The organism is Paenibacillus sp. FSL R5-0407 (genome assembly GCF_038009185.1).
Taxonomy (GTDB): Bacteria; Bacillota; Bacilli; order Paenibacillales; family Paenibacillaceae; genus Fontibacillus; species Fontibacillus vini.
In genome coordinates this window covers 3,613,589-3,637,359 of the sequence record NZ_JBBPAX010000001.1, presented here as the reverse complement: position 1 = coordinate 3,637,359, position 23,771 = coordinate 3,613,589, and the positions used below count along the sequence as shown (strand labels likewise).

The window sequence follows — 23,771 nt, the reverse complement described above, 5'->3', positions numbered from 1 at the left end:
TACCGTCCATGGTTATATGTTCTTAATGTACTAAGCTTTCCAGATCCGGCTGTTGTAATTTCGACCGCAGGACATAGAGCATGATGGCACCGACAAGGAATGCGGCGGCATCCGCGATGACAAGCGACCAGACTACCCCGTGGAAGCCGCTCATACGATTGGCGATAAACAGCACCGGAATCAGAGTAATCCCTTGAATAACCGACATGATAAACGCAGCGGTTCCTTGCGCGGTTGCCTGGAAGATCCCCGTAAACAACGTGGTCATTCCTGTAATGAACAAGGATAAGAACGTCACATGCAGAATGTAGCTGCCCATTTGGATTAATTGCGGGTCATTCGTAAATAAACCGATCAAGTGGTCGGAAATCAGATAGACGAGGACGCCGAACACGACGGCTAACGCCAGAATCGCCTTAATCGTGAATCCGATGGTATGCTTCATGCGTAATTTATTCGCTGTAAAAGTAAAGGCGATCAACGGCACGACTCCCTCGCATAAGCCCATCAGAATAAATTCAGGAAATTGCAATAAACGGGATGAAATTCCGTAGGCCGCTACGGCCTGATCTCCATAATCGACAAGAAAGTGGTTAAAGATGAGCGACATGGCGCCCAAGAAGATACTCATAATAAAGACGGGAACCCCGATTTTAAGTACATTGCTCAGGATGTCCTTGGAGACCTTGAACCATTTGACGGAGGCGGTTAAAAATTGGCTCTTAGATCCCATATGGAAGAGGAAGAATACACATGCAACCAAGTTAGAAATAACCGTAGCGGACGCAACACCGATCACGCCCCAATGGAAAACGAAGATGACTATCGCATCCAGCACAATATTTACGATTACACTAAGTATCATCCCGATCATCGAGGTGATTGCCGCTCCTTCGGAGCGCACGATATTCTCCAGCGTGAAGAATAACACGACGATGGGTGAGCCGATTAACATCACCGTGACATAGTCCTTCGTGAATCCGAAGGAGTCCGGCGTTGCCCCCAGTCCATGAACGATGGGATTGATTAACGGGAGGCTGACGGCCATTACAATCAGGCCAAGAACAAGGCTGCTGTAAAAGGCGAAGGATGACACATGCTTTACATCATCATACCGTTTCTCTCCCAGCAAACGGGAGATAAATGCACCGCTGCCGATACCTATCAAATTTCCTAACGCCATGATGGCTGCGAATAACGGCAAGGTTAGTGCGAGAGCGGTTAGCATGGCCGTATTGTGCAGGGTGCCAAGGAAATAGGCATTCAGGATGGAGTAGATGACACTCATTGACGTGCCTAGCATCATCGGTACAGCGAAGTGGGCTACGGCTTTTCCGATGGGTGCCTTTTCGAAGTAATGAAGGTTTTCTGAATCCATGAAGATCACTACTTTCATCATTTATTTCGGCTTCAATCTAACAGTGTTAGGTTGTGCCTTACAGTGTTAGATGATATCATGGCCTTAAGAACCTGTAAAGCATAAACTTACACTGTTAGATAAAAGGACGGATACCAATGAAAAAGCAGCAGCCTCAGATTTCAGAGGATAAAATATTAGAGGCGTCGTGGGAGCTTCTTGGAGAGGAAGGGATCGAGAAGCTCAGCATGCGGCGACTGGCCGACCGGCTGGGGATCCAGGCACCCTCTTTGTACTGGTATTTCAAGAGCAAGCAGAATCTCTATCAGCGTCTGGCCAACCAGGTATCGAAAGTGATTCTGGAGGAGTTCCACTCCGACGGGGATTGGAAGGAGCAACTGACGGGCCTTGCGGTAACGATTAGAGCTGTGCTCAGCCGGTATCCCTGCTCCACGCAGCTCATGATGATGACGCTGCCCCATGAACCGGACATCATCCGGTACACCAACCGAATGCTTCTCTGCGTGGAGGAAACGCCGCTTGAGCAAGAGCAGAAGATGCAGGTGGTCACTACGCTTGTGAACTACGTCTACTTCTTCGTCCTGGACGATTATCAGCATGAGCGCAATGTCACCGTTGCTCTTAAGGAACTGGAGGATCTTCCGGGCGACGAGATGGTGCGCCTTCTTGATTCGATGAGCGATTCCGAGGCGGGACTGTTCCGGAGGATGTTCACGAACGGGTTGTTCGAGTTGATGGGGACAGACCGAGCGTTCGAGTTCGGATTGAAGCTGATTTTGCTTGGAATTGAGCAGGTGATCAAGGAGCAGGAGCAGGAGAAGTAGAATGTGGAAGTTGACGACCTACTGACTTTTTCGTGCACAAAAAGCACGGCTTTCATTTCTTATCTGCCTTAAAGTTGATTTGAAGGGAGGGAACACGATGGATTGGTTAGACAGGATGAATAACGCCATGGAATATATCGAAACAAATCTGGCGGACCATATCTCTTATGATCAAATAGCGCAGATCGCCTGTTGCTCAACTTATCATTTTCAAAGGATGTTTCCGTTCATTACGGGGGTGTCGTTATCCGAGTACATCCGGCGCCGGCGGTTGACTTTGGCAGCTTTTGAACTGCAGACAACAGATGCCAAGGTTATTGATGTGGCTATGAAATATGGATATGACTCGCCGGAGGCCTTTTCACGGGCGTTTAAAAATCTTCATGGGATCATACCGATATCTGCGCGCGATAAAGGGGCTTCTCTTAAGGCCTATCCTCGAATGTCCTTCCATATTTCAATAAAGGGAGATGTCGAAATGAATTATCGCGTTGAACAAAGAGGGCCTTTTGAGATGTTTGGAGTTTATGGCCTTGTCCATTCAAACAGACAGACCGCATTTGCTGAAGTTCCGGAGTTCCGTAAAAAATGTGACGATGACGGCAGTGTGGATCTAATGAACGAATTACTGGGACGGTTTGGCGACACCCTGCTGCACGCTGCGTTATATGATGATAATGGAGAGTCTTTTAAAAACATGATTTGTTATCATCTGCCCAAGGGGCTTGAAATCCCGGAGAAATTTACAAAGCTGTCTGTCCCGGCATTAACGTGGGCTATCTTCCCGGAACCGCAATGTGATTTGCAAAAACTATGGGAACGAATCTATTCCGAGTGGTTTCCGACATCCGGGTACGAACAGGTAGAAGGCCCTAGCTTCGAAATGTATTACGGTATGGCCGGGTATGAAGCAGGGGAGATATGGATACCGGTTAAGAAGAAATAAATATATACATGAGTAAAAAGCACAAAAAGCCATCCTGCAAAAAGGATGGCTTTTATCTGGTTTGGTTATAGCAGGCAGGTTCAGGTGATTATGTCTTGGAGCAGCTGCGGCTCGTTTTGTAATATGCCCTGCTTTTGCTTTTACTGTATCCCTTTCATATACCCTTGGATCTTCGGGGAGAACGTAAAGAGCAGAATGCTAAGGAGGAGAGCGACTCCTCCGATGACGCCAAAGTATGCCATCTCGGTGGCTGGCGAATAGAATTTAACGATTTGTGCATTAATCGCTTGGGCAGCCGCACTGGATAAGAACCATAAGCTCATGGTCTGGGCCGAAAAGGCGGCGGGTGCCAATTTTGTCGTAGCCGACAGCCCTACCGGTGACAAACATAATTCTCCCAGCACAACGATAAAATAACTAAGGACGAGCCACAAAGGATTCACCAGGGCTTCCTCGCCGCCAAAGTAAGCGGGCAAGAGGATCACCAGGAACGATAATCCGGCAAACAGCAAGCCGAAGGCGAATTTCATTGGGATCGTAGGCTGACGCTTGCCAAGCCTTATCCATAGCCAGGCGAACACGGGAGCCAGAATAATGATGAACAGCGGATTTAAGGACTGGAACCAGGCCGGCGAAATATGAATGCCGGCAAAGTCCAATTGAGTCCGCTTATCCGCATAGTTGGCAAGGATGGTCGATCCTTGTTCCTGAATCGCCCAGAACATAATCGCCGCGATAAACAGCGGAATATAAGCGATGAGTCTGGAGCGTTCAATGCTGGTGGTTCGCGGACTGCGGTACATGAAAATAAAATATAAGGTTGGAATCAGAATGCCCAGAATGCCTACGATCACGATGAGCGATTCGAACGTTAATAGACCCAACGGAATGGTAATTGCAACAATCACCACGAGAAGGACGGCAACGACCCCGATTCGACGAAACACTTTTTTTCGTTCCGCCGGTGAAAGTGGACTGGCTACGTAAGTGCCCGCAAGGCCGAGGTTTTTATTTTTGGTAAACAAGAATATGACCAGTCCCAGAAACATGCCGACGGCGGCGATGCCGAAGCCGAGATGAAAGTTGTAATCCATGCCTACGGTGCCCACGATCAGCGGAGCGAGGAACGACCCCAGGTTGATGCCCATGTAGAAAATGCTGAATCCTGCATCCCGGCGCCGGTCATGTTTGCTGTAAAGCTCTCCCACCATACTGGATACATTGGGTTTCAGCAGGCCCGTGCCCAGTACGATCAGGACCATGGATACAAAAAATAAGGACATGCTTCCAGGGATGGCCAGAGCGATATGCCCCAGCATAATTAATATGCCGCCGTAGAATACGGCTTTGGATGCTCCGAACATGCGGTCCGCCAACCAGCCGCCAATAATCCCGGACATATAGACGAGGGAGCCGTAAATGGACATAATGGCGAGAGCCATGCTCTCCTCCATGCCGAGTCCGCCCCTGCTTAATTCGTAGTACATATAATAAACCAGAATTGCTTTCATTCCATAATAGGAGAAACGCTCCCAAAACTCCGTAAAGAACAAGGTAAACAACCCTTTGGGATGTCCAAAAAACCCCCGTTGCGGAACACTTTCGACTATTTTCTGCTTGGTTAAATCAGCCATGCTGTAACTTCCTCCTGCAACAAATGTTCTGCAAAAAGCATCATCCCTTAGTAAGAATGCCCATTATAAGTCGTTTCAATTTTCCATATTCATAACAGGCTCCAAAGCAGGTACGAAAATAACAGTAGTTTCGCCGCAATCCGCGCAATTGACAGCAGCCAAATTCCATGTTAATTTCTTCCTAGAAAATTAAAGGCAATGCAACCTTCGGGTTCAACCTCGCTGAGAAGTGGGTTGAGCCCTTTTTGTATTCCAAAACTCGAAGGAGGATATGTATGTTGAAAACTGAATTGCTGCTTCGGCGGCTGGACGACATCGGCAAGTCACTCGAACGCAAAGGAGGAGTGCTGTTACTGTTGGGAGTAGGCTCCGTCGGTATCGAAACGGATCGGATGGATGAGTATTCGGATTTAGACTTCTTTGTCATTGTGAAGGACGGGCAGAAAACAAGGTATATCGATCACCTGGATTGGCTTGAGGAAGTGCATCCGCTAGCCTATTCCTTTAAGAATACGGATGTCGGGTATAAAATTTTGTTCGAAGACGGAATTTATGGAGAATACGCGGTATTTGAGGAACGAGACCTGGAGGATGCTCCCTACCCGGAGGGGCGGATTGTTTGGAAGGATCCGTTCTACTTGAATATAGAAATCGCAAAGTCTTCCATTCCTATCCCCAGTCTCAAGAGGGACTCCTTGGACTTTCCTATGAATGAAGCATTAACAAACTTATACGTGGGGCTCGGTCGCTATGCCCGGGGAGAGCATTTATCGGCGATGAGGTTTATTCAAGGTTATGCTGTGGACCGGATTCTTTCCGTAATGCACCTATTGGAGGAAGAGGAAGAGTGCTACCCGGATCCCTTTGGATTGGAGCGGCGGGTGGAGCAAAGATACCCTCGTTTGGCTGAAAGACTAGGAGGCATGCTTCAGGGATATCATCATGTTCCCGATTCCGCCCTTTGCATCTTAAACTTCATAGAGGAAGTGTATCCTGTCAATCCGAGGTTAAGCGCTGAAATCCGGCAACTGATCGATATGACTTGTCGCAGCCAGCAAGGGGAATCGCATCACTAGGGGTACTTTAAAGTGCCTATATTACTCGAAAGTGCGTACTTTTCTTAATTGCGTGTATGCATATGATAGATAAATAAGACTAGAATCTCGGAGGGACGAACATGCAATTAAATCTAAAAGGAAAAACGGCATTGGTAACAGGATCCACGTCGGGAATTGGAAAAGCTATCGCCATGTCATTAGCTGCGGAAGGAGCCACAGTACTGATTAATGGCCGCCGCGAAGAAAAGGTGAAGGAAACGATTCAAGAAATTAATGCAAAGTATCCGGACGCCGACCTTCAGCCGGTAGTGGCTGATTTAGGGACAGAACAAGGTTGTCGGGAAGTTATTGAGAAGTATTCCGAAGTAGACATTCTTATTAACAACTTGGGTATTTTTGAGCCTGTAGAATACTTCGATATTCCGGATGAAGATTGGTTTAAGCTGTTTGAGACCAACATCATGAGTGGAGTCCGGCTAACCAGATGGTACCTGAAACAAATGATTCAAAAAAATGAAGGCCGAGTTATCTTTATTGCCAGCGAAGCAGCGATTATGCCCTCTCTGGAAATGGCTCATTATAGTGCGACCAAAACGATGCAGCTCTCGCTCTCCCGCAGTTTAGCTGAGTTGACGAAGGGAACCCATGTGACGGTCAATACGGTTATGCCGGGTTCCACTTTAACGGAAGGCGTAGAGACCATGTTAAACACCCTTTACCCTGATGAAAAATTAACAGTGGAAGAAGCGGAGAAGCGGTTTATGAAAGAAAACCGGCCAACCTCCATCATTCAAAGGCTGATCCGGCCGGAAGAAATTGCGCATCTTGTCACCTTCCTAAGCAGTCCTCTTTCCTCGGCCATTAATGGCTCTGCGTTACGAATCGACGGGGGATTAGTCCGGAGTGTGTTTTAAGAAAAGAGTTGTATCGCGCCCCGTGAAGGGGATTTTGTCCATCCAAGTTGGGCCGGTTTAGGGTTGACAATGACCTCGGAATGAATTAATTTATTGATAAATAAATAAACGAGGTGCAAAAATGGCCAGACATAAAGATCAAGACCTCGGCTCCCTCAATCGCAAGGATCAGATATTGAACGCAGCGGCGACCTTGTTTGCGAACAATGGCTTCTATAAGACGACGACGGCCATGGTGGCTGCTGAACTTGGACTTACTCAGCCTTATGTGTTCCATTTCTTTAAGTCTAAAGAGGAACTGTACCTGGCGGTGCTGGGGCGTGCGGTTAGCCGGCTGGTCGAGGCGTTTCAGTCCGTCGAAGCGGAGCCTGAGCATTTAGCCGAACGAATGGGCAACGAGTTCAACATTCTGATGAAGACACACCGCGACGAAATGCTGCTTTGCATGCATTCGTTCGCCACGCCGGAACCGGAAGTGCGGGCTTTTGTACGCGAGCAGTTTGCGTCCATTCACGAATTTGTTACCAAACGGTTCGCGGACGCCGGCTTGTCGAATCCTGGTCCGCAAGCGTCCTTATTCATTGCTTACGGAATGGCTAAATCGATGGGTGAGGTGCTTGAATTGCCGCAGTTAGGGCAGTTGGAACCGGATCATTGTTAAGTCAGATTGTGTGCGGAGCGACAGCAGATCGGCTCGAACGGGCTGGTCTGGCCGGTCCCGCTTGGGGTAAGCGGGTATATCTGATTCGGCAAGCGAGGGAGGAGCTCTTTTTTTTGGGTCATTATTTATTTATCAATAAATAAATTGAGACGAGGTGTATTTGAAATGATGTCTGCTGGAGATCGAATCCGATTGTTAGTCGTTACCTGCGTTACGCTGTTCATGGCGATGCTGGATAATTTGGTCATTGGGGTGGCGCTGCCGTCCATTCAGACCTCTTTTCACGCAGGGATGTCAGACCTGCAGTGGTTCATGAACGCTTACACGCTGGCGTTCGCCGTTCTGCTTATTCCTTTCAGCGCGCTCGGGGAGCGCTTTGGACGCAAGCGCATGTTCCTGATCGGCGTGGTCCTGTTCACGCTAGGTTCTCTTGCGTCGGCGCTCAGCGACAGCTCCCTGTTGTTGACGCTGTCTCGCGCGCTGCAAGGCGTCGGCGCCGCGGCCATTATGCCGATCAGCTTAACGCTGGTGAACGGCGCGTTCCCGCCGGAAAAAAGGGCGGCCGCGATTGGCATTTGGTCCGGCGTCTCCGGCCTTGGGCTGTCCGTCGGACCACTGGTCGGCGGAGCGATTATTGAGGGGGCGCCTTGGCAGGCGATCTTCTGGATCAACGTTCCGATCGGCGTGCTGGCGGTCCTGTTCGGGATGCGCTGGCTGAAGGAGTCGAAGGGAGAACGCAAGCCGATCGACCCGCTCGGCATTACGCTGCTCGGTGCCGGCTTGTTCGGATTGGTCTTCGGTATGGTCCGCGGTAACGACGAAGGCTGGGGCGCGTTTAGCGTCTGGGGTCCGATCGCAGGTGGCGCTCTGTTGCTAATTGCCTTCTATGGTTGGGAACGAACCCGCAAGCAGCCGTTCGTTCAGTTCAAGCATTTCCGCGAACGGAATTACAGCGCGTATTTGTCCGCGGGGTTCTGGCTGAACGCCGGCATCTTCGGGGCGATCTTCCTGCTTACGTTGTTCCTGCAGCAAGCTCAGGGCTATTCGGCCCTCGGCGCCGGGGTAAGAGAGATGGTGTGGACCGCCTGCACGATGGTCGCCGCGCCGCTGGCTGGTCTGCTTGTCGGGAAATTCGGCTCTAAACGGGTGCTGATGTTCGGATTGTTCCTGCAGCTTGTCGGCTTGCTCGGAATTGCCTTAGTCATTATTCGGGAAGGGGCCATCTTCCCGTTCGGATACATCGTTCCGCTCATGATGGCGGCCGGTGCCGGCATGGGCTTCAGCTTCACGCCGCTCTCGCACGGGCTGCTCAGCTCGGTGGAGGAGAAAGCCGCCGGTGAAGCGAGCGGCCTGAGCAACACGGCCCGCGAGCTCGGCGGCGTGTTCGGCATCGCCCTCGGCGGCCTGGTGTTCGCGAGCGGCAGCGCTATCGCAACGCCGAACGATTTCGGCGATCATCTTGTGCCGGCGCTCTTCGTGTTTGCCGCGATGATCGCCCTAGGCTTCCTCTCCGTCGCCTTCTTTGTGCGAAACGACCGGAGTAAAACAGCCGCTGTTGAAGCCAAAGGCGACGCTGAAAAGGGTACTCTCTCCGGCGCGGAACTTCGCGGCTAACAGAGTGTAGCGCTAAATTCCTTTCATAGAGAAGCGGGCATCGCGCTTTGCGCGCCTCGCTTCTCTTTTTCAAATCATAGCTGGATAAAACTTGAAAGTTATAGCTAATGCGCTAGATAACAAACGATTTTGTTGGTATGATGCTAGGGGAGCAGTATGGAAGGAGGAATGGGAGTTGGCAACGATTAAGGATGTAGCGGAGAAGGCCGGCGTTACGGTGACGACGGTGTCCCGGGTTTTGAATAACCGCGGCTACATTAGCGAAGAAACCAGAGAGAAAGTATACCGTGTAATGCGGGAGATGCAGTATCAGCCTAATGAGATCGCACGCTCCTTGTCCCGGAAGAAAACGATGATATTAGGCATGATCATCCCGACGATTGCGCATCCCTTTTTTGCGGAGTTGACGAATTATATTGAGAAGCATGCTTCGAAATTGGGTTACAAGATTCTGCTGTGCAATTCACGGATGGATCAAGGCAAGGAAAAAGAGTATATCGATATGCTCACAAGCAATCGCGTGGATGGGATGTTCATGAGCAGCCATACGCTTGAAGTAGATGAGTACAAAAAGTTGAAGCAGCCGATCATCACGTTTGATAGAAGAATCGCGGATATCCCTTACGTATCGTCGGAGAATGAACAGGGGGGAATCTATGCCGCGGAACTCTTGCTGAAGAAGGGATGCAGAAGAATCGCGCATATTACCGGTAATTTGGGACTCGATCTGTTGAGCAACCAACGCACGAACGGGTTTGTAGAAAGTCTTCGCGGCCGGGGTGTGGAGCCGATTGTTTTCGAATTGGGACCGGACGTGTTTGACAGCGAGGGTTACGAGCGGGTTATCACGGAACTTCTGGAACAGTATCCCGATATTGACGGGATCTTTGCCAGCGGCGATATTTTGGCGATGAATGTAATCAAGGTTTGCATGAGTAAAGGAATCGATATCCCCGGTCGCATCAAATTGATCGGCTACGATGATATTGAGATGGCTTCCTTGGTGTCCCCTGCTTTAACGACGATCAGGCAGCCGTTGGAAGAGATAGCAAAGAGGGCGGTTCAATTGCTGGACGGACTTATTCGCGGGGAAGAGGTTCAACATGATAATGTCCTGCCGGTTACTTTAGTCGAGAGAAGTACTACGTAAAACGGAGAAATAAATTTTTATAAACTATATGTCAACCGATTGACATGTCAAACGCTTAACATATATACTTCAAGTGAGATTTAAACTTTCCTACAAAAGAGAGGGAGAATGAACATGAAAGTGTCTCGTTTTGGTAGCGCTTTACTTTTGCTGCTTGCCTTGTCAGTGCTTCTATCGGCATGCGGCGGTAACAATGCGGACAAGAACGCAACCAATGAGGGGTCAAGCGGAAATGTCTCCACAAAAGCAGTAAAGATCACTTTCCTCAACTCGAAGTCTGAAATTCAACAGCAAATGGCGGAGGCGGCGGCAGAGTTTGCAAAGGCCAATCCCGGAATTGAAGTCGATGTAATTTCGGCGAGCGAGAGCCAGTCTCCTGTAGAGAGAGCTTCTTCTCTTTATGCCGCCGGTACACCGGCAACGATGGCTATGCTGGATGCCGGGGATATTGCCAAGTTTGCCGATAAGGCACTGGATCTTTCCGGTGAGAAATGGGTAGCCGAGCTGGCACAGCCAAATGAGCTTGACGGCAAAACCATCGCCTTCCCGTTCGCGGTCGAAGGTTACGGCTTGATTTATAACCAAAAGATTCTCGATCAGGCGGTCGGCGGTACATTTGATCCGGCAACGATCAATACCACTACCGCGTTAGAAGATTTGTTCAAAGAAGATTGAAGCTTCCGGCGTTGCGCCGATCACGATCGGCAGCATGGATTGGTCCTTGGGCAATCACTACCTCGCGCTTGCTTATGCCAATCAGTCTGTTCCCGTAGAAGAATACTTAGGGACGCTCAAATCCGGCGACGCCAAACTTGCGGAGAACGCCGTATTTAACGGATTGCTGGATACGTTCGATGTTATGAAAAAATACAACAAGGGCATCAAAGACCCCTTAGCGGTCGTGCTGGAGCAAACGGCTGCAGACGTAGCGAAGGGCGAGGCGGCCATGACCTTTAACGGTAACTGGTTGATTACCGAAATGCAGAAGACGAGCCCGGACGGCGAATTTGGCTTCCTTCCGGTGCCTGTCAGCAACAATGCCGGTGATGCTGCGAATGAATCGCTCGCGATTGGAGCGACCAAGCAAGTGTTTATCGACAAGACTAAAGCAACTCCAGAGCAACAGGATGCTGCGAAGAAATTCCTGGACTGGCTGGTGTTTGATGCGGCGGGCCAAGAAATCATGGTAAATAAATTCAATGTCATTCCGGCCTTTAAGAATAACACGACCGAGCTTTCCAATCCTTTGGCCAAGTCCCTGAAAGACTACAATAATGCAGGCAAATCGATTCCGTTCGCAGGCAACTACGTACCTGGCGACCACTGGAAAGTGCTTGGCGCTTCCATGCAGAAATATTTGGTGGATAAAGTGGATCGTCCTGCGCTGGCAAGCGAAGTGGAGAGCTATTGGACTAGCGTGAAGTAAGAGACGAGAACAGGAAGCAGAGTGTCGGTGGAGAAGGAAGTGCTCCATCGACATTCATTATTTAGAGCGGCTTAATCTCGCAATTTCAGAAAGGAGCGTCTCCTGTGATCGCAGAAAAAAATCGGATGAAACGCTTGGGGAATCAAGTTTTTTTCACAGGACCGACTGTTTTGGTGTTTACGGCTGTCATCATCATCCCGTTTCTGTACGGCATCTATCTGACCTTCTTCTCTTGGGACGGGATATCCTCGAGCATGCCTTTCGTAGGCGGCAGCAACTACGTGGAAGTAATTCAGGACAGCAAGTTTTGGGCATCCGTCTGGCTTACGATCAAATATGTGCTGGCTACCGTCATTTTAATTAACGGAGTCGCCTTCCTCTTGGCCTATCTCGTCACGAACGGAATTAAAGGGGAGAACTTTTTCCGGGCCGCTTATTTTACGCCGAACCTGATCGGGGGACTGGTGCTCGGATTCATCTGGCAGTTTATGTTCAACAACCTCTTTACCGCGATCGGTGATAAAACGGGCCTGGATCTCTTCAGCAAAACCTGGCTCGGAGACGAAAATCTGGCTTTCTGGGCATTAGTCATTGTGACGGTATGGCAGTATGCCGGGTATATGATGGTTATCTTTATTGCCGGTTTGATGAGCTTGCCGAAGGACGTGATGGAAGCGGCCAAGATTGATGGCGCCAACGGCTGGAAACGGCTTTCCCGCATGGTGCTTCCGCTCATGGTTCCTTCCTTCATCGTGACGATATTCCTTTCGCTTCAAAGAGGGTTCATGGTCTATGACGTGAACTACGGCTTGACGGGCGGAGGTCCGTTCGGCAGTACGGTCATGGCTTCCATGTTCGTTTACGACAAAGCGTTCATTCGCTTTGATTACGGGGCCGGTCAGGCTCAAGCTTTCGTACTGTTCTTGTTGGCTGCATTGATTACGATAACCCAGGTGTATTTAGGAAAAAGAATGGAGGTTGAAGCCTAGTGATCAACGCAAGGTCCTTGATGAAGCTTCTCGTCTACGCTATCCTTGTTGTTTCGCTCATCGCCTTCATTACTCCGTTTCTGTTAATCATTATCAATGCCTTTAAAACAAACGCGCAAATTATTGAGTCGCCGTTATCCTGGCCGACATCCTTTAACTTCGATAACTTCTTCGTTTCGATGAAAGAAATGAGTTATTTTCATAGCCTCACCAATTCGTTGTTGATCACCTTCGGCAGCGTGCTGCTGATTGGCGTCTTTGCAGCCATGACAGCCCATTATTTCGTACGGAACAAGACAAAAACGAACAACTTGCTTTTCTTCGCCATGGTGGCCTCGATGATCATCCCGTTCCAGGCGATTATGATCCCCCTCGTCTCTTTGTATGGAGCGAAACTGGGCTGGATCCAGACTGTGCCGAAATCGACGCTGATCTTTATGTATCTGGGATTCGGCAGTCCGCTTGCGGTCTTTATCTATCACGGCTTTATCAAGAGCATCCCTCTGGAGCTGGAGGAAGCCGCCTTTATGGACGGCTGTAATCGTCGCCAGACCTTTTTCCGCATCATTTTGCCGATTCTTATGCCGACTACGGTTACCATCGGTATCCTGAATGTTTTGTGGATATGGAACGACTTTTTGCTTCCGCTGCTTGTTCTGCAGAACGCAGGGAGGGAGAGCTATACGTTGCCTCTGGCGATTCAGGTATTTAAGGGAACCTACACTACGGACAATGAGAAGTTTCTGCCTGCGGTGTTGCTGGTTATTCTGCCGATCCTGATCATTTACTTGTTTGCGCAGAGATTTATTATCCAAGGCGTTACCCAGGGATCCGTGAAGTAAAAAGTACAGAGAGATAGAGGTGGAGAAAGTGGCTCAGAATCAGCTTTGCCATCGCAAGGCTATAGAAGCGGCAGTCCATTCCGTAGAAAAGTCGCTGGAAATAGCCCCGGCCGATCCGCATCGTCCGGCTTATCATGTAAGCCCGTCCGTGAATTGGATGAACGATCCTAACGGTTTGATCTTTTATAAAGGCGAATACCATCTGTTTTATCAACATAATCCGTTCTCTCCGCAGTGGGGAAATATTCATTGGGCCCATTGCAAGAGCAAGGACCTGATCCATTGGGAGCAGCTTCCCATTGCCCTTGCGCCTAGCGAGGACTATGACAAAGACGGATGCTTCTCGGGGAGTGCGGTGGAACACGAGGGCAAGCTGTATTTATTTTATACGGGGAACGTCTTTACCACGCCGACAGGACTCCCCGACGATCTGCTTCAACAGCAATGTGTGGCAGTATCCGAAGATGGGGTCAACTTCCGGAAGGATTCCGCGAATCCAGTGATCCCCGCCCCTCCGGCACATATCGGTCAGACCAACCATTTCAGGGACCCGAAGGTATGGAGTCATGGCGGGAAATGGTACATGGTTCTGGGAGCGAGGCACAGTCATCTCGGCAAAGTATTGCTATATCAATCCGATGATTTGCTTCATTGGGAGTTTAAGAGCGTAGTTACCGAGAGCCAAGGGGCAGAAGGCTATATGTATGAGTGTCCCGATTTGTTTGCGCTTGGAGGGAAGGACTTCCTTCTGCTCTGCCCGGAAGGCATGGAAGGAGAGGGGCAAATTGCGGGGTATTATTCCGGCCTTCTAAATTACTCCGCAGGAACTTATGAACATGGCGGTTTCACCAAGCTGGATGAGGGATTCGAATTTTATGCCCCGCAAACCATGACGGATGCAAACGGCAGAAGACTCATGATCGGTTGGATGCCGATGGACGGTCATTCGCTTGGGAAGACGTGGGCAGGGTGCATGACACTCCCTAGAGAATTATTGCACGAGGGAGACGGACGGTTACGTTTCCGGCCTGCGGAGGAGCTCAAGCAGCTGCGCAAGCGGCATAGTTCAGTTAGGGACTACGCGGTCACGGAGGGAGAACTTCACTCGTTTCCGGGAGTAGAGGGCGATTGCGTGGAAATGATACTTCAATTCGATCTCCAGCGATCGGACGCCAGCGAAATAGCCATTCACGTTCGCTCCTCTTGGGACAGTCAAGAATGTACCGTTCTTCATGTGAATCTGTCCGAAGGGAAGGTTAGCTTTGACCGAACCCGTTCCGGCCGGGGGCCAGGGGGGATCAAAGAATGCCGTCTGGAGGCCGGGCTCGGAGATAGGCTTCAACTTCATATTTTCCTCGACCGGTCCACGGTGGAGCTCTTTATCAATGACGGAGACAGGGTCATGTCGGGACTGGTATTCCCCAATCCGGAAAGCATAGGCATTCGTTTTGCCGCAAAAGGCGGGACGGCTTATATTCATGATCTTCAATTTTGGACGTTGCAATAAGCAAGGAACTGGGATCCTGGTTAATCATCGTTTGGAGGGATTAGGATGGATGTGACGGCACTCGGTGAAATCCTTATAGATTTTTCTCCGGCAGGCAGCTCCCCTCAAGGAAATCGGTTGTTCGAGCAAAATGCAGGCGGAGCACCGGCCAATGTCCTGGCGGCGCTGAGCCGATTCGGGAGGGAGACGGCGTTGATCGGGAAAGTGGGTGAGGACGAATTCGGCCACTATTTAAGAAACGTCCTTGTCGATAATAGCATTGATGTGCGCGGCTTGATGATGATTCCTGAAGCCAGCACGACCCTCGCCTTCGTACATCTGGGGGAGAATGGCGAACGCTCCTTCAGTTTCGTGCGAAATCCGGGAGCGGATCAATTGCTGAGCGCAAAGGATATTAAAGAGGTTGGCGACTTGTTGATCGGGCAGTCTTCCGTGTTTCACTTCGGTTCGCTTTCGCTGACCCATGAACCGGCGCGAAGCGCCACCTGGGCCGCTTTAAAGTACGCGCGAGGGCATGGCATCAAAGTATCCTATGATCCGAATCTAAGGGAAGCTCTATGGCCCGGCTTAGGGGAAGCGAAGACCCTGATTCTGGAGGGAATGCGGTTTGCCGATATAGTAAAGCTCTCTGTAGAGGAGCTTGAATTTCTAACGGGCACTTCAAATTTGGAACAGGGCAGCCGGCAGCTCGCCGAGGAATACAGTCTCAGCGTAGTTCTGGTCACGCTCGGCGCGGAGGGCAGCTTTTGCCGCCGGGGCAGCGACACCTGTCTTGTAGAGGGAATTACCGTGAAGGCCGTGGATACGACCGGGGCGGGCGATGCGTTTCTAGGCGGATGGCTGCATGCGTATCTGGAAGCAAATAAGCCCGAAATGGAGCTTTCGCTGGACGAGCTTCGGAATATGTTGAGGTTCGCGAACATCACCGGTGCCTTAACGACCACGCGCAAAGGCGCGATTCCGGCCCTTCCTGCACTGGAGACGGTACTGGAACTTTATAAGGAAACCTAATTTAACAGCTTTAGAAAGTCCCCTGGATTAGAAGAAACCATCCAAGGGACTTTTTCATTTGCCCAGGATATCAAATTTCAAATATAACAGCTTTAAATGTTGGGCTCTCTGCATGCAATAAGTTTAGTAGAATTTAATTAAGTTTGACCGATTACGCGATAATTAGGGGGTTATTAAGAGTGGATAAAAAAGCAGCGAGTATTGCAGCCAATGAAATGCCCGAAGGGACGCAGGTGATTTACGGGGAGTTTGCGGAGAGAGGTTCCTACTATTCTTGTACATACCATCCGGACGTGGTTTACGCCAAATACGGCGATTTGGAAAGAAGACTTCAGATCATTGTGCCAAGTCGCAGCGGATACACTTTTCCCCTGATCGTTTTTGTACAAGGCTCCGCTTGGAGAAAACAGGATTTGTACGCCGCCATCCCTAATCTCTCGCATATTGCCGCTAAGGGTTACGTGATAGCCAGCGTTGAAATTAGGGACACCGATATTGCACGATTCCCGGCAGCCTTGGAGGATGTAAAATGCGCCATCCGGTTTATGCGCATGCATGCGGAGAAGTATGGGGTAGACCCTGCCCGAGTAGCGGTATGGGGGGATTCGTCAGGCGGACACCTTTCCCTGATGACCGGATTAACGGCGGGTGAATATGATAACGGCCTATATAGTGAACAGTCCGACGAAGTCAGTGCAGTCATCGACTATTACGGGGTCTCGGACTTGCTTACCTTAGGCAGATACAATGATATTCTGGATCATGATGCTGCCGATTCCCCGGAAGGTTTGTTTGTTGGAGGTAGGGTCAAGGATCATTTGGACCTTGCGAAAAAGGCAAGCCCTTTGCATCAGAATTTGGACAAAACGCTTCCGCCGTTTCTCATCATCCATGGAGATAGCGATAATGTAGTACACGTGAATCAAAGCATAGAGATGTACAAAGCTCTCAAAGAGCATGGACAGAAGGTCTTGTTCTATAAGGTAGTAGGTGCGGACCACGGAACAGGCGTATGGAATCCTCAGGTGCTTGATATTACGGAGAAATTTCTATCCTCCAGTTTACATCGGCCGTTCTTGAATAAGCCACCGTTACAACACGAAGAAGAATAGAAATATAAAGGAAGGCTATCTGTCCGAGGGTGCGATGGATAGCCTTCCTCTTTGTCTATTCATAAAAAAAATCCATAATCAGGCTTTAGGTTAATTGACATGGATTTAAACACCGTGATATATTGTGCATACACAACATACACAATTTAATGGGAGGTACGGTATGCTGGCCTTAGACATTCGAAATTTAAATAAGAAATATCCGAATTTTCAGTTAAAAGATATATCGTTTCAACTAGAAAAGGGCTATATTATGGGGTTTATCGGTGCCAATGGCGCGGGAAAGACGACCACCATAAAGTCGATGTTGAATATGATTCGCATCGATAGCGGCGAAGTGCGTATTCTGGGCAAGAATATCGCCGAGCATGAAACCGAGCTGAAGCAGGAAATCGGGCTCGCCTTTGGCGGCGTTGATTTCTACACTCGCAGCAAATTAAAAGTAATGACCGGGGTCATTAAGAAGTTCTACAAGAATTGGGATCAGGACACTTATTACAAATATCTGAGAAGATTCAAATTGGATGAGAACAAAAAGATAGCCGAATTGTCGGCAGGAATGAGAGTCAAGTACAATCTGGCCCTAGCCTTATCGCATGGAGCGAAACTTCTCATTCTTGATGAGCCGACAAGCGGGCTCGATCCGGCCGCACGAGACGATCTGTTGGATATTTTTCAGGAGCTTGTTGTGGATGGCGAAATCAGCATTCTATTTTCTACTCATATCACCTCGGATTTGGAGAAGTGTGCGGATTATATTACCTTTATCGATAATGGGCAGATCGTCGCCAGTTCTGAGAAAAACGAGCTGTTGGAGTCCTATCGCCTCCTTAACGGCAGCGAAAGCCAGCTAAACCAGGTCAAAGATAAAATGATTTCCTACAAAGTAAACTCCTTCGGTTTTACCGGATTGATTCGCTCCAGTGACTTTGATTCCGGCTCCGGTATTAGAGCGGCTACGCCGAGCCTCGAGGAGATCATGATTTACTTCGCGAGAAAGGAGGTTATGTATGTATAACTTGGTGATGAAAGACTTGAAATTAGGGGTAAACCCCATGTTTTTTCTCTTGCCTGTTATTTTAGGCGCCTTAATGCTGATTCCCGGCTGGTTGTACTTTATCGTCATTCTTTATTTTTGCTGGATCACGGTACCGGGTGTGTTCGGTCAATTCAAAGCACATAATGATCTGATGTTTACCTCGTTGATGCCTGTCACCAAAAAAGATATTGTAAAAGCAAGAGTGCTCGTTATTGTCATCATGGAATTATTGCATATTGTTATGGCTATGATTTTTGGTATGATTAATATTCAGTTATATTCGAGCCTGACTCCTTTTTTCTTCGGTCCGCATTTGGGCTTTTGGGGACTGTGCTTTGTTATGCTTGCCGTCTTCAACGTGGTCTTTATTCCTATGTACTACAAGACAGCGTATAAATTCGGCAGTGCGGGAATTGTGTCCATTGCGGCCGCTATGCTGTTTGCCGGGGTTGCTCAATGGATTGGAATTGCCAGTCCGGTTGTATCCGACCTATTCACAGGTTCCGGTGTCCATAACACCGGGCTTCAAATATTAATTCTGGCTGCAGGTATCGTGATATTTATTGCATTGACCATGATCGCCTATCGGATTGCGGTTAAGCGATTCCTCAAAGTGGAGATTTTATGAAATGAACGTATCGATTTCGAATACATCGGAAAAACCGATTTATCAGCAGCTTTTCGAACAGATCAGCGCCCAAATCCTGAAGGGGGAACTCGAAAGCGGGTATTGTTTACCGCCGATTCGGCAGGCGGCCCAAGAGCTTCGCGTTAGCGTCATCACCGTAAAGAAGGCTTGGGAAGAACTTGAACGAAGCGGATTGATCAATACCGTCACAGGAAAGGGTTGTTTTGTAGCCGATTTCTCGTCCGAAGAGATGCTGCAAACCCGCAACGAAATGATCTTGAAGCAAATGGAAAGCGACATCTCCTATTACAAATCTTTTGGCCTCACGTTAGACGAGGTTGTCGACCTGTTGAGGAAGATTTATTAAGAGTCTGTCTGAGACGAAAACGGATGAACGTAAATTTAAGAAAAGCCACTCCTTAAGCGGAGTGGCTTTTTTCTTCTGCCGTGATCTTGTTTTTCAGTGGCATAAATAAGGTTATGACGAGTGCGACAACAGCCAGAATCATCATGAAGTAATAGGCGTCGCTTGCCCCCAGAATGGAGGAAAGGGATTTAAGAAGCTCGGAAGTAGTGGAAGGGTTATTCTGCATCACTGTCGCCGCATGGCTTGTTGCCTGCGCTGTATAAATCGTAATGACGACAGCCGTACCAATGGCACCGGCGATCTGGCGAACGGTATTATTCACTGCCGTACCATGTGTACCGAGTTGTCTAGGAAGCGCATTTAACCCGGCCGTATTCAGCGGCATCGTGATAAAGCTTAATCCAATCCGCAGGGCAATGGTACGAATCATCAGATACATATACGTTGTGGATTGAGATAAATCCGTTACCGCCCACATCGAAGGAATAATGAACAGTAAACCAATGATGAACAGCGGCTTCGCGCCGTAACGGTCGTATAATCGGCCGGTGACAGGGGACATAAACGCATTTACAAGCGCACCCGGCAATAAGAGCAGCCCTGCGTCAAATGCCGTGAATCCGCGGCCGTTCTGCAGATAAATAGGCAGCAAGATCATGTCTGCGTACATCATCATCGTAACTAATACGTTAATGATAGAGGTTACCGTGAAGACTTTATTTTTGAAGACAGACAGGTTTAGCAGTGGATCGCCGGACTTGACTTGCCGAATACAGAATAGGGCGGTTATGACGATGCCGATGCCTAAGGACAGGATGACGATTAGATCGTCCCAGCCTTTACTGCCCGCACTGCTGAATCCGTATAACATCAAACCGAATCCGACGGTGGATAAAAGAACGCTTATGACATCAAGCTTCGACTTAGACGTTTCGGATACATTGACTAAATACTTGAAGGCTAACGCTATGACAATAAGGACAAGCGGGATGAGACCGATGAATAACCAGCGCCAAGAGTGATACTCGACTATAAATCCTGAGAGAGTCGGACCAATCGCAGGAGCAAAAATCATGGCCAGTCCAAGCAGCCCCATAGCACTGCCTCTTTTTTCAACGGGGAAAATCGCCAGCACGACACTCATCATGAGCGGCATGACGATTCCTGCACCGGCAGCTTGGATCATTCGACCCAACAATAGCACCATAAAGCTTGGCGCCGCCGCACAAATGATGGAACCGATTAATAAGAACGCCATGGCGCTAATAAATAACTGACGCGTCGAGAAGCGTTTCATTAAATAAGCCGTAACCGGAATCAATATTCCGTTGACCAGCATGAATCCCGTGGAAATCCATTGTACGGTCGTTGCCGTGACATCAAATACATCCATCAGATTACTCAAGGCGACATTCAATAATGTCTGATTAAGTGTGGATAAGAAACAGCCAAAGATTAAAATGGTGAGTAAAATCCCTTTGTTGATTTTCTTTATGTCTTCTTGCATTGCTGATGTCCTCTCCTCGTTGCTTTTGCTTTTTCGACATAGTGTCAATAAAATATATCTTATCAATATTTAAGATTGATGCCTATTTGCAATTTTCCTGAAAATGTCGACTAATCGACAGAAGAAGCGGATTGGTTGATGAAGTGACAATTAAACGATAATCGAGGGATGAAATGCCTGAACAAAAAAGAATCGACCCACGGGCCGTTCGCTCAAGAAAGATGCTGAAGAATGCCGTATTTTCATTACTGGCCGAACATATGGAAATTTCCCAATTGACCGTCCAAAAAATTGCCAACCGTGCAGAACTAAACCGGGCAACGTTTTATTTGCATTATGAGGATATTAATGACTTGCTGCGCCAGATTGTACATGAGATCTTTGATGACTTATCCATGAAAGTCGAGCCGCTGTTACAGGTGCCAAGCAACGACGAACAACAGCAGCTGGTTACATTTTTAAACTACTTTTATGAATACCGGAGCATTTTTGCCGTATTGGTTGAGCACACAGGCTTCAAAACCCACCTGTCCAACTTATTGAAAAGCTCTATAGAAAAACGTAGAGGAGAAAGGAACATAAATTCCACAGAGAGGGTGGCCTCCGTCGATATTGTTGCAGCATCGCTGCTGGGAATTATTATTTGGTGGATTAAGGAGGATACTGAATATAGCGCTGAATACATCGCGGATCAGATTACCCTGATGTACAAAAGGAGATATTTGTAACAGTGACAAGGTCTGTCACTATTAGCGTTTAAGATAGACTTGAAAGATAACATATTCGAAATAAGGAGATGAAATGATGTATAACACAGTTGGAGATTTTATCGTCGAATGGAAGAACGAAGCGGCATTAACCCAGAAGGTGCTGGACGGCTTGACCGATGAATCGCTCTCGCAGCCGGTGTACTCCGATGGCCGCACGTTAGGGAGGATTGCGTGGCATTTCGTTACGAATATTCCGGATTATTTAACGGAGTTTGGAGTCTCGATGGAGAAAGTATCGAATCAAGATGAAGTACCAAGTGCAAAGAAGATGGCGGAAACTTTTAAGACAGTTAGCTCTCAAGTGGTGAACGCTCTTCAAGAGCAGTGGAGTAATAGTACGTTGAAGAAAACCCAGAATGCCTTCGGAAGAGAAGAGTCTAACGCAACCATCTTCATGGGATTGATCAAGCATATTGCCCATCATCGCGGTCAAGTTACTGTATTGATGCGCCAAGCCGGATTGCCGATACCTGCTGTATATGGCCCCTCGAAAGAAGGTTGGGCTCTAATGGGGATCACTCCTCCGCGTTGAGGCTTGTGATTCACCGGTATAGCGACTTTTATCACTGATTAAATCATCACATCGCAAGTATTATGGTAAAATATCAGAACGGCAACAGAACTTCAATAATTTCATAATTCGCAAGCTATGATTGCTATGGATCACACTATAGCAGGAGCAGCTTCTGGAGAGACTGCGGGATTTCCGCGGCGCCGAAGGGTTCACAATCTCAGGCAAAAGGACAGAAGAGTACTGAATATTTATTTGTCATGCTGATCGCAATCGCTATTAGCAGGGCAAATACTATTTCATATTCTTTATGAACCGGGAGATTGGATGACATCCAATCTCTTTTTTGTTTTTTACCAAAGTAATGCAAACATTAAGGGGGAACTAGGTATGGCACAACCGGAATTAAAGAGAGAGCTGGCCAATCGGCATGTTCAACTCATCGCCATTGGCGGCACCATCGGTACAGGATTGTTTTTGGGTTCGGGCAAAGCGATTCAACAGGCGGGTCCGTCCATCATGATTACGTATCTGCTCGTGGGCATCGCCGTATTTTTCGTAATGAGAGCGCTGGGAGAACTGCTGTTATCCAAAGCGGGTTATCAATCGTTTACGGACATTGCCGAAGATTATCTCGGACCGCGAGCCGCATTTATCACTGGCTGGACTTATTGGTTTTGCTGGATCATGACAGCGATGGCCGACGTTATCGCTGTGGGCGTATACGTGCAATATTGGTTTGATATCCCGCAGTGGATACCGGCCGTCATCTGCCTGATCATTTTATTGGGGCTCAATCTGTTAACCGTCAAAAACTTTGGAGAACTGGAGTTTTGGTTTGCGTTAATCAAGGTCATCACAATTCTCGCTTTGATCGGCATCGGGATCATTTTGCTGATTATGGGATTCAAAACGGATGCCGGATCGGTCACGATCACGAACCTCTGGAAACATGGAGGAGTATTTCCGAACGGTGTCACAGGCTTTTTATTTTCCTTTCAAATGGTGGTCTTCGCTTATGTTGGCGTGGAATTGGTAGGCGTATCGGCAGCCGAAACGTCCAATCCGGAAAAAAACATCCCATCGGCAATCAATAAAATACCGCTGCGGATTTTGTTCTTCTACGTTGGCGCTCTTTTCGTTCTGCTGTGCATCAACCCGTGGACTCAGCTCACGGCGTCGGAAAGTCCTTTTGTAAAAACCTTTAGTTTGGTAGGAATTCCGCTTGCCGCAGGCATTATTAACTTTGTTGTATTGACTTCGGCCGCTTCGGCCTGCAACAGCGGGATGTTCTCGACAAGCCGGATTCTCTATAATTTGAGCAAGAACCGGCAGGCGTCGCCGCACTTCGGAAAGTTGAATAGAAATCATGTGCCGGGGAATTCGCTATTCATTTCTACGCTGGTCATCTCTGCGGGGGCTCTTTTGAGCAAGCTCGTTCCGGAGCAGGCCTTCGGAATTGTGACGACCATAAGTGCCATTTGTTTCATCTGGGTTTGGGGCGTCGTTCTCGTATGTCATATCAAATATAAGAAGACCCGGCCTGAGTTGCAGGCTAAATCGAAGTTCAAGGCTCCTTTCACGCCGGCCGTGAACTATGCCGTCTTAACGCTGTTCGCCGGAATTCTCATCATTATGCTGATCGCAGCGGAAACGCGTCCGGCTTTATTGTTTACGCCGCTATGGTTTGTCCTGTTGTTCATCTTGTATTCGATCGGAAGCAGGAAGGGAAGAAGCAGTCAGGATCAGAACATGATCCATAAGCAGTAAGGACGAGCAAGATTAAAGCAGGATACTCTTTTCCATTTGGAAAGGGGGATCCTGCTTTTTTTAACAGTTAGATGAGTCTGTGATAAATTTCTCATTTTGTGATTCAAATCCTG

23 protein-coding genes and 1 riboswitch are annotated in these 23,771 nt (G+C 48.5%); of the genes, 20 read left to right on the top strand and 3 right to left on the bottom strand.

Going from position 1 to position 23,771, the window contains the following annotated elements; translation table 11 throughout:
* Positions 1-22: 22 nt before the first annotated feature.
* Positions 23-1,378: an MATE family efflux transporter gene (locus NYE70_RS17255; RefSeq protein ID WP_341047622.1), complete on the bottom strand. Its 1,356-nt coding sequence runs from the start codon at positions 1,376-1,378 to the stop codon at positions 23-25.
* Positions 1,379-1,515: 137 nt separating this feature from the next.
* Here NYE70_RS17255 and NYE70_RS17250 point away from each other — a divergent pair, with 137 nt between their 5' ends.
* Both NYE70_RS17250 and NYE70_RS17245 read left to right on the top strand, forming a co-directional pair.
* Positions 1,516-2,202 carry a TetR/AcrR family transcriptional regulator gene (locus tag NYE70_RS17250; RefSeq protein ID WP_341047099.1) on the top strand — a complete coding sequence of 229 codons (687 nt, stop codon included), beginning with the start codon at positions 1,516-1,518 and terminating at the stop codon, positions 2,200-2,202.
* Positions 2,203-2,299: 97 nt separating this feature from the next.
* Positions 2,300-3,148 (top strand): AraC family transcriptional regulator, encoded by an 849-nt coding sequence (locus NYE70_RS17245; RefSeq protein ID WP_341047096.1) that lies wholly within the window; start codon positions 2,300-2,302, stop codon positions 3,146-3,148.
* 140 nt (positions 3,149-3,288) lie between these two features.
* On the opposite strand, the gene NYE70_RS17240 is transcribed toward NYE70_RS17245, so the two are convergent.
* The gene (locus tag NYE70_RS17240) at positions 3,289-4,782 is read right to left on the bottom strand and encodes a peptide MFS transporter (protein WP_341047094.1); all 1,494 of its coding nucleotides are present in this window, start codon (positions 4,780-4,782) and stop codon (positions 3,289-3,291) included.
* A 275-nt stretch (positions 4,783-5,057) separates the two neighbouring features.
* On the opposite strand from NYE70_RS17240, the gene NYE70_RS17235 reads away from it, so the two are divergent.
* The 15 genes from NYE70_RS17235 (at position 5,058) to NYE70_RS17165 (ending at position 19,100) form a co-directional block, all read left to right on the top strand.
* Positions 5,058-5,858 carry a hypothetical protein gene (locus NYE70_RS17235; protein WP_341047092.1) on the top strand — a complete coding sequence of 267 codons (801 nt, stop codon included), beginning with the start codon at positions 5,058-5,060 and terminating at the stop codon, positions 5,856-5,858.
* 101 nt (positions 5,859-5,959) lie between these two features.
* Positions 5,960-6,754: an SDR family NAD(P)-dependent oxidoreductase gene (locus NYE70_RS17230; protein ID WP_341047090.1), complete on the top strand. Its 795-nt coding sequence runs from the start codon at positions 5,960-5,962 to the stop codon at positions 6,752-6,754.
* Between the two features lie 121 nt (positions 6,755-6,875).
* Positions 6,876-7,415 (top strand): TetR/AcrR family transcriptional regulator, encoded by a 540-nt coding sequence (locus NYE70_RS17225; RefSeq protein WP_341047088.1) that lies wholly within the window; start codon positions 6,876-6,878, stop codon positions 7,413-7,415.
* A gap of 192 nt (positions 7,416-7,607) precedes the next feature.
* Entirely contained in the window at positions 7,608-9,029 is a 1,422-nt protein-coding gene (locus tag NYE70_RS17220; protein ID WP_341047087.1) for an MFS transporter, read from the top strand.
* 175 nt (positions 9,030-9,204) lie between these two features.
* A complete protein-coding gene (locus NYE70_RS17215; RefSeq protein WP_211024988.1) occupies positions 9,205-10,179 on the top strand; it encodes a LacI family DNA-binding transcriptional regulator in 975 nt (324 codons plus the stop codon).
* A 114-nt stretch (positions 10,180-10,293) separates the two neighbouring features.
* Positions 10,294-10,854, top strand: coding sequence for an extracellular solute-binding protein (locus tag NYE70_RS17210; RefSeq protein WP_341047085.1), 561 nt, complete (start codon positions 10,294-10,296; stop codon positions 10,852-10,854).
* A gap of 34 nt (positions 10,855-10,888) precedes the next feature.
* On the top strand, positions 10,889-11,605 hold the full coding sequence (locus NYE70_RS17205; RefSeq protein ID WP_341047083.1) for an extracellular solute-binding protein: 717 nt from the start codon (positions 10,889-10,891) through the stop codon (positions 11,603-11,605).
* Between the two features lie 104 nt (positions 11,606-11,709).
* Positions 11,710-12,594, top strand: coding sequence for a carbohydrate ABC transporter permease (locus tag NYE70_RS17200; RefSeq protein ID WP_211024984.1), 885 nt, complete (start codon positions 11,710-11,712; stop codon positions 12,592-12,594).
* Positions 12,594-13,436, top strand: coding sequence for a carbohydrate ABC transporter permease (locus NYE70_RS17195; protein ID WP_445323805.1), 843 nt, complete (start codon positions 12,594-12,596; stop codon positions 13,434-13,436). Before NYE70_RS17200 ends, NYE70_RS17195 begins: the two co-directional genes overlap by 1 nt.
* A gap of 28 nt (positions 13,437-13,464) precedes the next feature.
* Positions 13,465-14,943: a glycoside hydrolase family 32 protein gene (locus NYE70_RS17190; protein ID WP_341047081.1), complete on the top strand. Its 1,479-nt coding sequence runs from the start codon at positions 13,465-13,467 to the stop codon at positions 14,941-14,943.
* A gap of 45 nt (positions 14,944-14,988) precedes the next feature.
* On the top strand, positions 14,989-15,954 hold the full coding sequence (locus NYE70_RS17185; protein WP_341047080.1) for a carbohydrate kinase family protein: 966 nt from the start codon (positions 14,989-14,991) through the stop codon (positions 15,952-15,954).
* Between the two features lie 179 nt (positions 15,955-16,133).
* Complete coding sequence (locus NYE70_RS17180) at positions 16,134-17,066, top strand: alpha/beta hydrolase (RefSeq protein WP_341047079.1); 933 nt, start codon at positions 16,134-16,136, stop codon at positions 17,064-17,066.
* 163 nt (positions 17,067-17,229) lie between these two features.
* Complete coding sequence (locus NYE70_RS17175) at positions 17,230-18,084, top strand: ABC transporter ATP-binding protein (protein ID WP_341047078.1); 855 nt, start codon at positions 17,230-17,232, stop codon at positions 18,082-18,084.
* Positions 18,077-18,733, top strand: a complete 657-nt coding sequence (locus tag NYE70_RS17170; protein WP_341047077.1) for an ABC-2 transporter permease — start codon at positions 18,077-18,079, stop codon at positions 18,731-18,733. Before NYE70_RS17175 ends, NYE70_RS17170 begins: the two co-directional genes overlap by 8 nt.
* A gap of 1 nt (position 18,734) precedes the next feature.
* Positions 18,735-19,100 carry a GntR family transcriptional regulator gene (locus NYE70_RS17165; protein WP_341047076.1) on the top strand — a complete coding sequence of 122 codons (366 nt, stop codon included), beginning with the start codon at positions 18,735-18,737 and terminating at the stop codon, positions 19,098-19,100.
* A gap of 52 nt (positions 19,101-19,152) precedes the next feature.
* On the opposite strand, the gene NYE70_RS17160 is transcribed toward NYE70_RS17165, so the two are convergent.
* On the bottom strand, positions 19,153-20,655 hold the full coding sequence (locus NYE70_RS17160) for a DHA2 family efflux MFS transporter permease subunit (protein ID WP_341047074.1): 1,503 nt from the start codon (positions 20,653-20,655) through the stop codon (positions 19,153-19,155).
* Between the two features lie 125 nt (positions 20,656-20,780).
* Between NYE70_RS17160 and NYE70_RS17155 the strand changes: the two genes are divergently transcribed.
* From NYE70_RS17155 to NYE70_RS17145, 3 genes are all read left to right on the top strand, one after another.
* Positions 20,781-21,335: a TetR/AcrR family transcriptional regulator gene (locus NYE70_RS17155; protein WP_290408699.1), complete on the top strand. Its 555-nt coding sequence runs from the start codon at positions 20,781-20,783 to the stop codon at positions 21,333-21,335.
* Between the two features lie 76 nt (positions 21,336-21,411).
* A complete protein-coding gene (locus NYE70_RS17150; RefSeq protein WP_213653436.1) occupies positions 21,412-21,909 on the top strand; it encodes a DinB family protein in 498 nt (165 codons plus the stop codon).
* Positions 21,910-22,053: 144 nt separating this feature from the next.
* Positions 22,054-22,134, top strand: a riboswitch (glycine riboswitch).
* A 144-nt stretch (positions 22,135-22,278) separates the two neighbouring features.
* Positions 22,279-23,658 (top strand): amino acid permease, encoded by a 1,380-nt coding sequence (locus NYE70_RS17145; protein WP_341047072.1) that lies wholly within the window; start codon positions 22,279-22,281, stop codon positions 23,656-23,658.
* Positions 23,659-23,771: the final 113 nt, after the last annotated feature.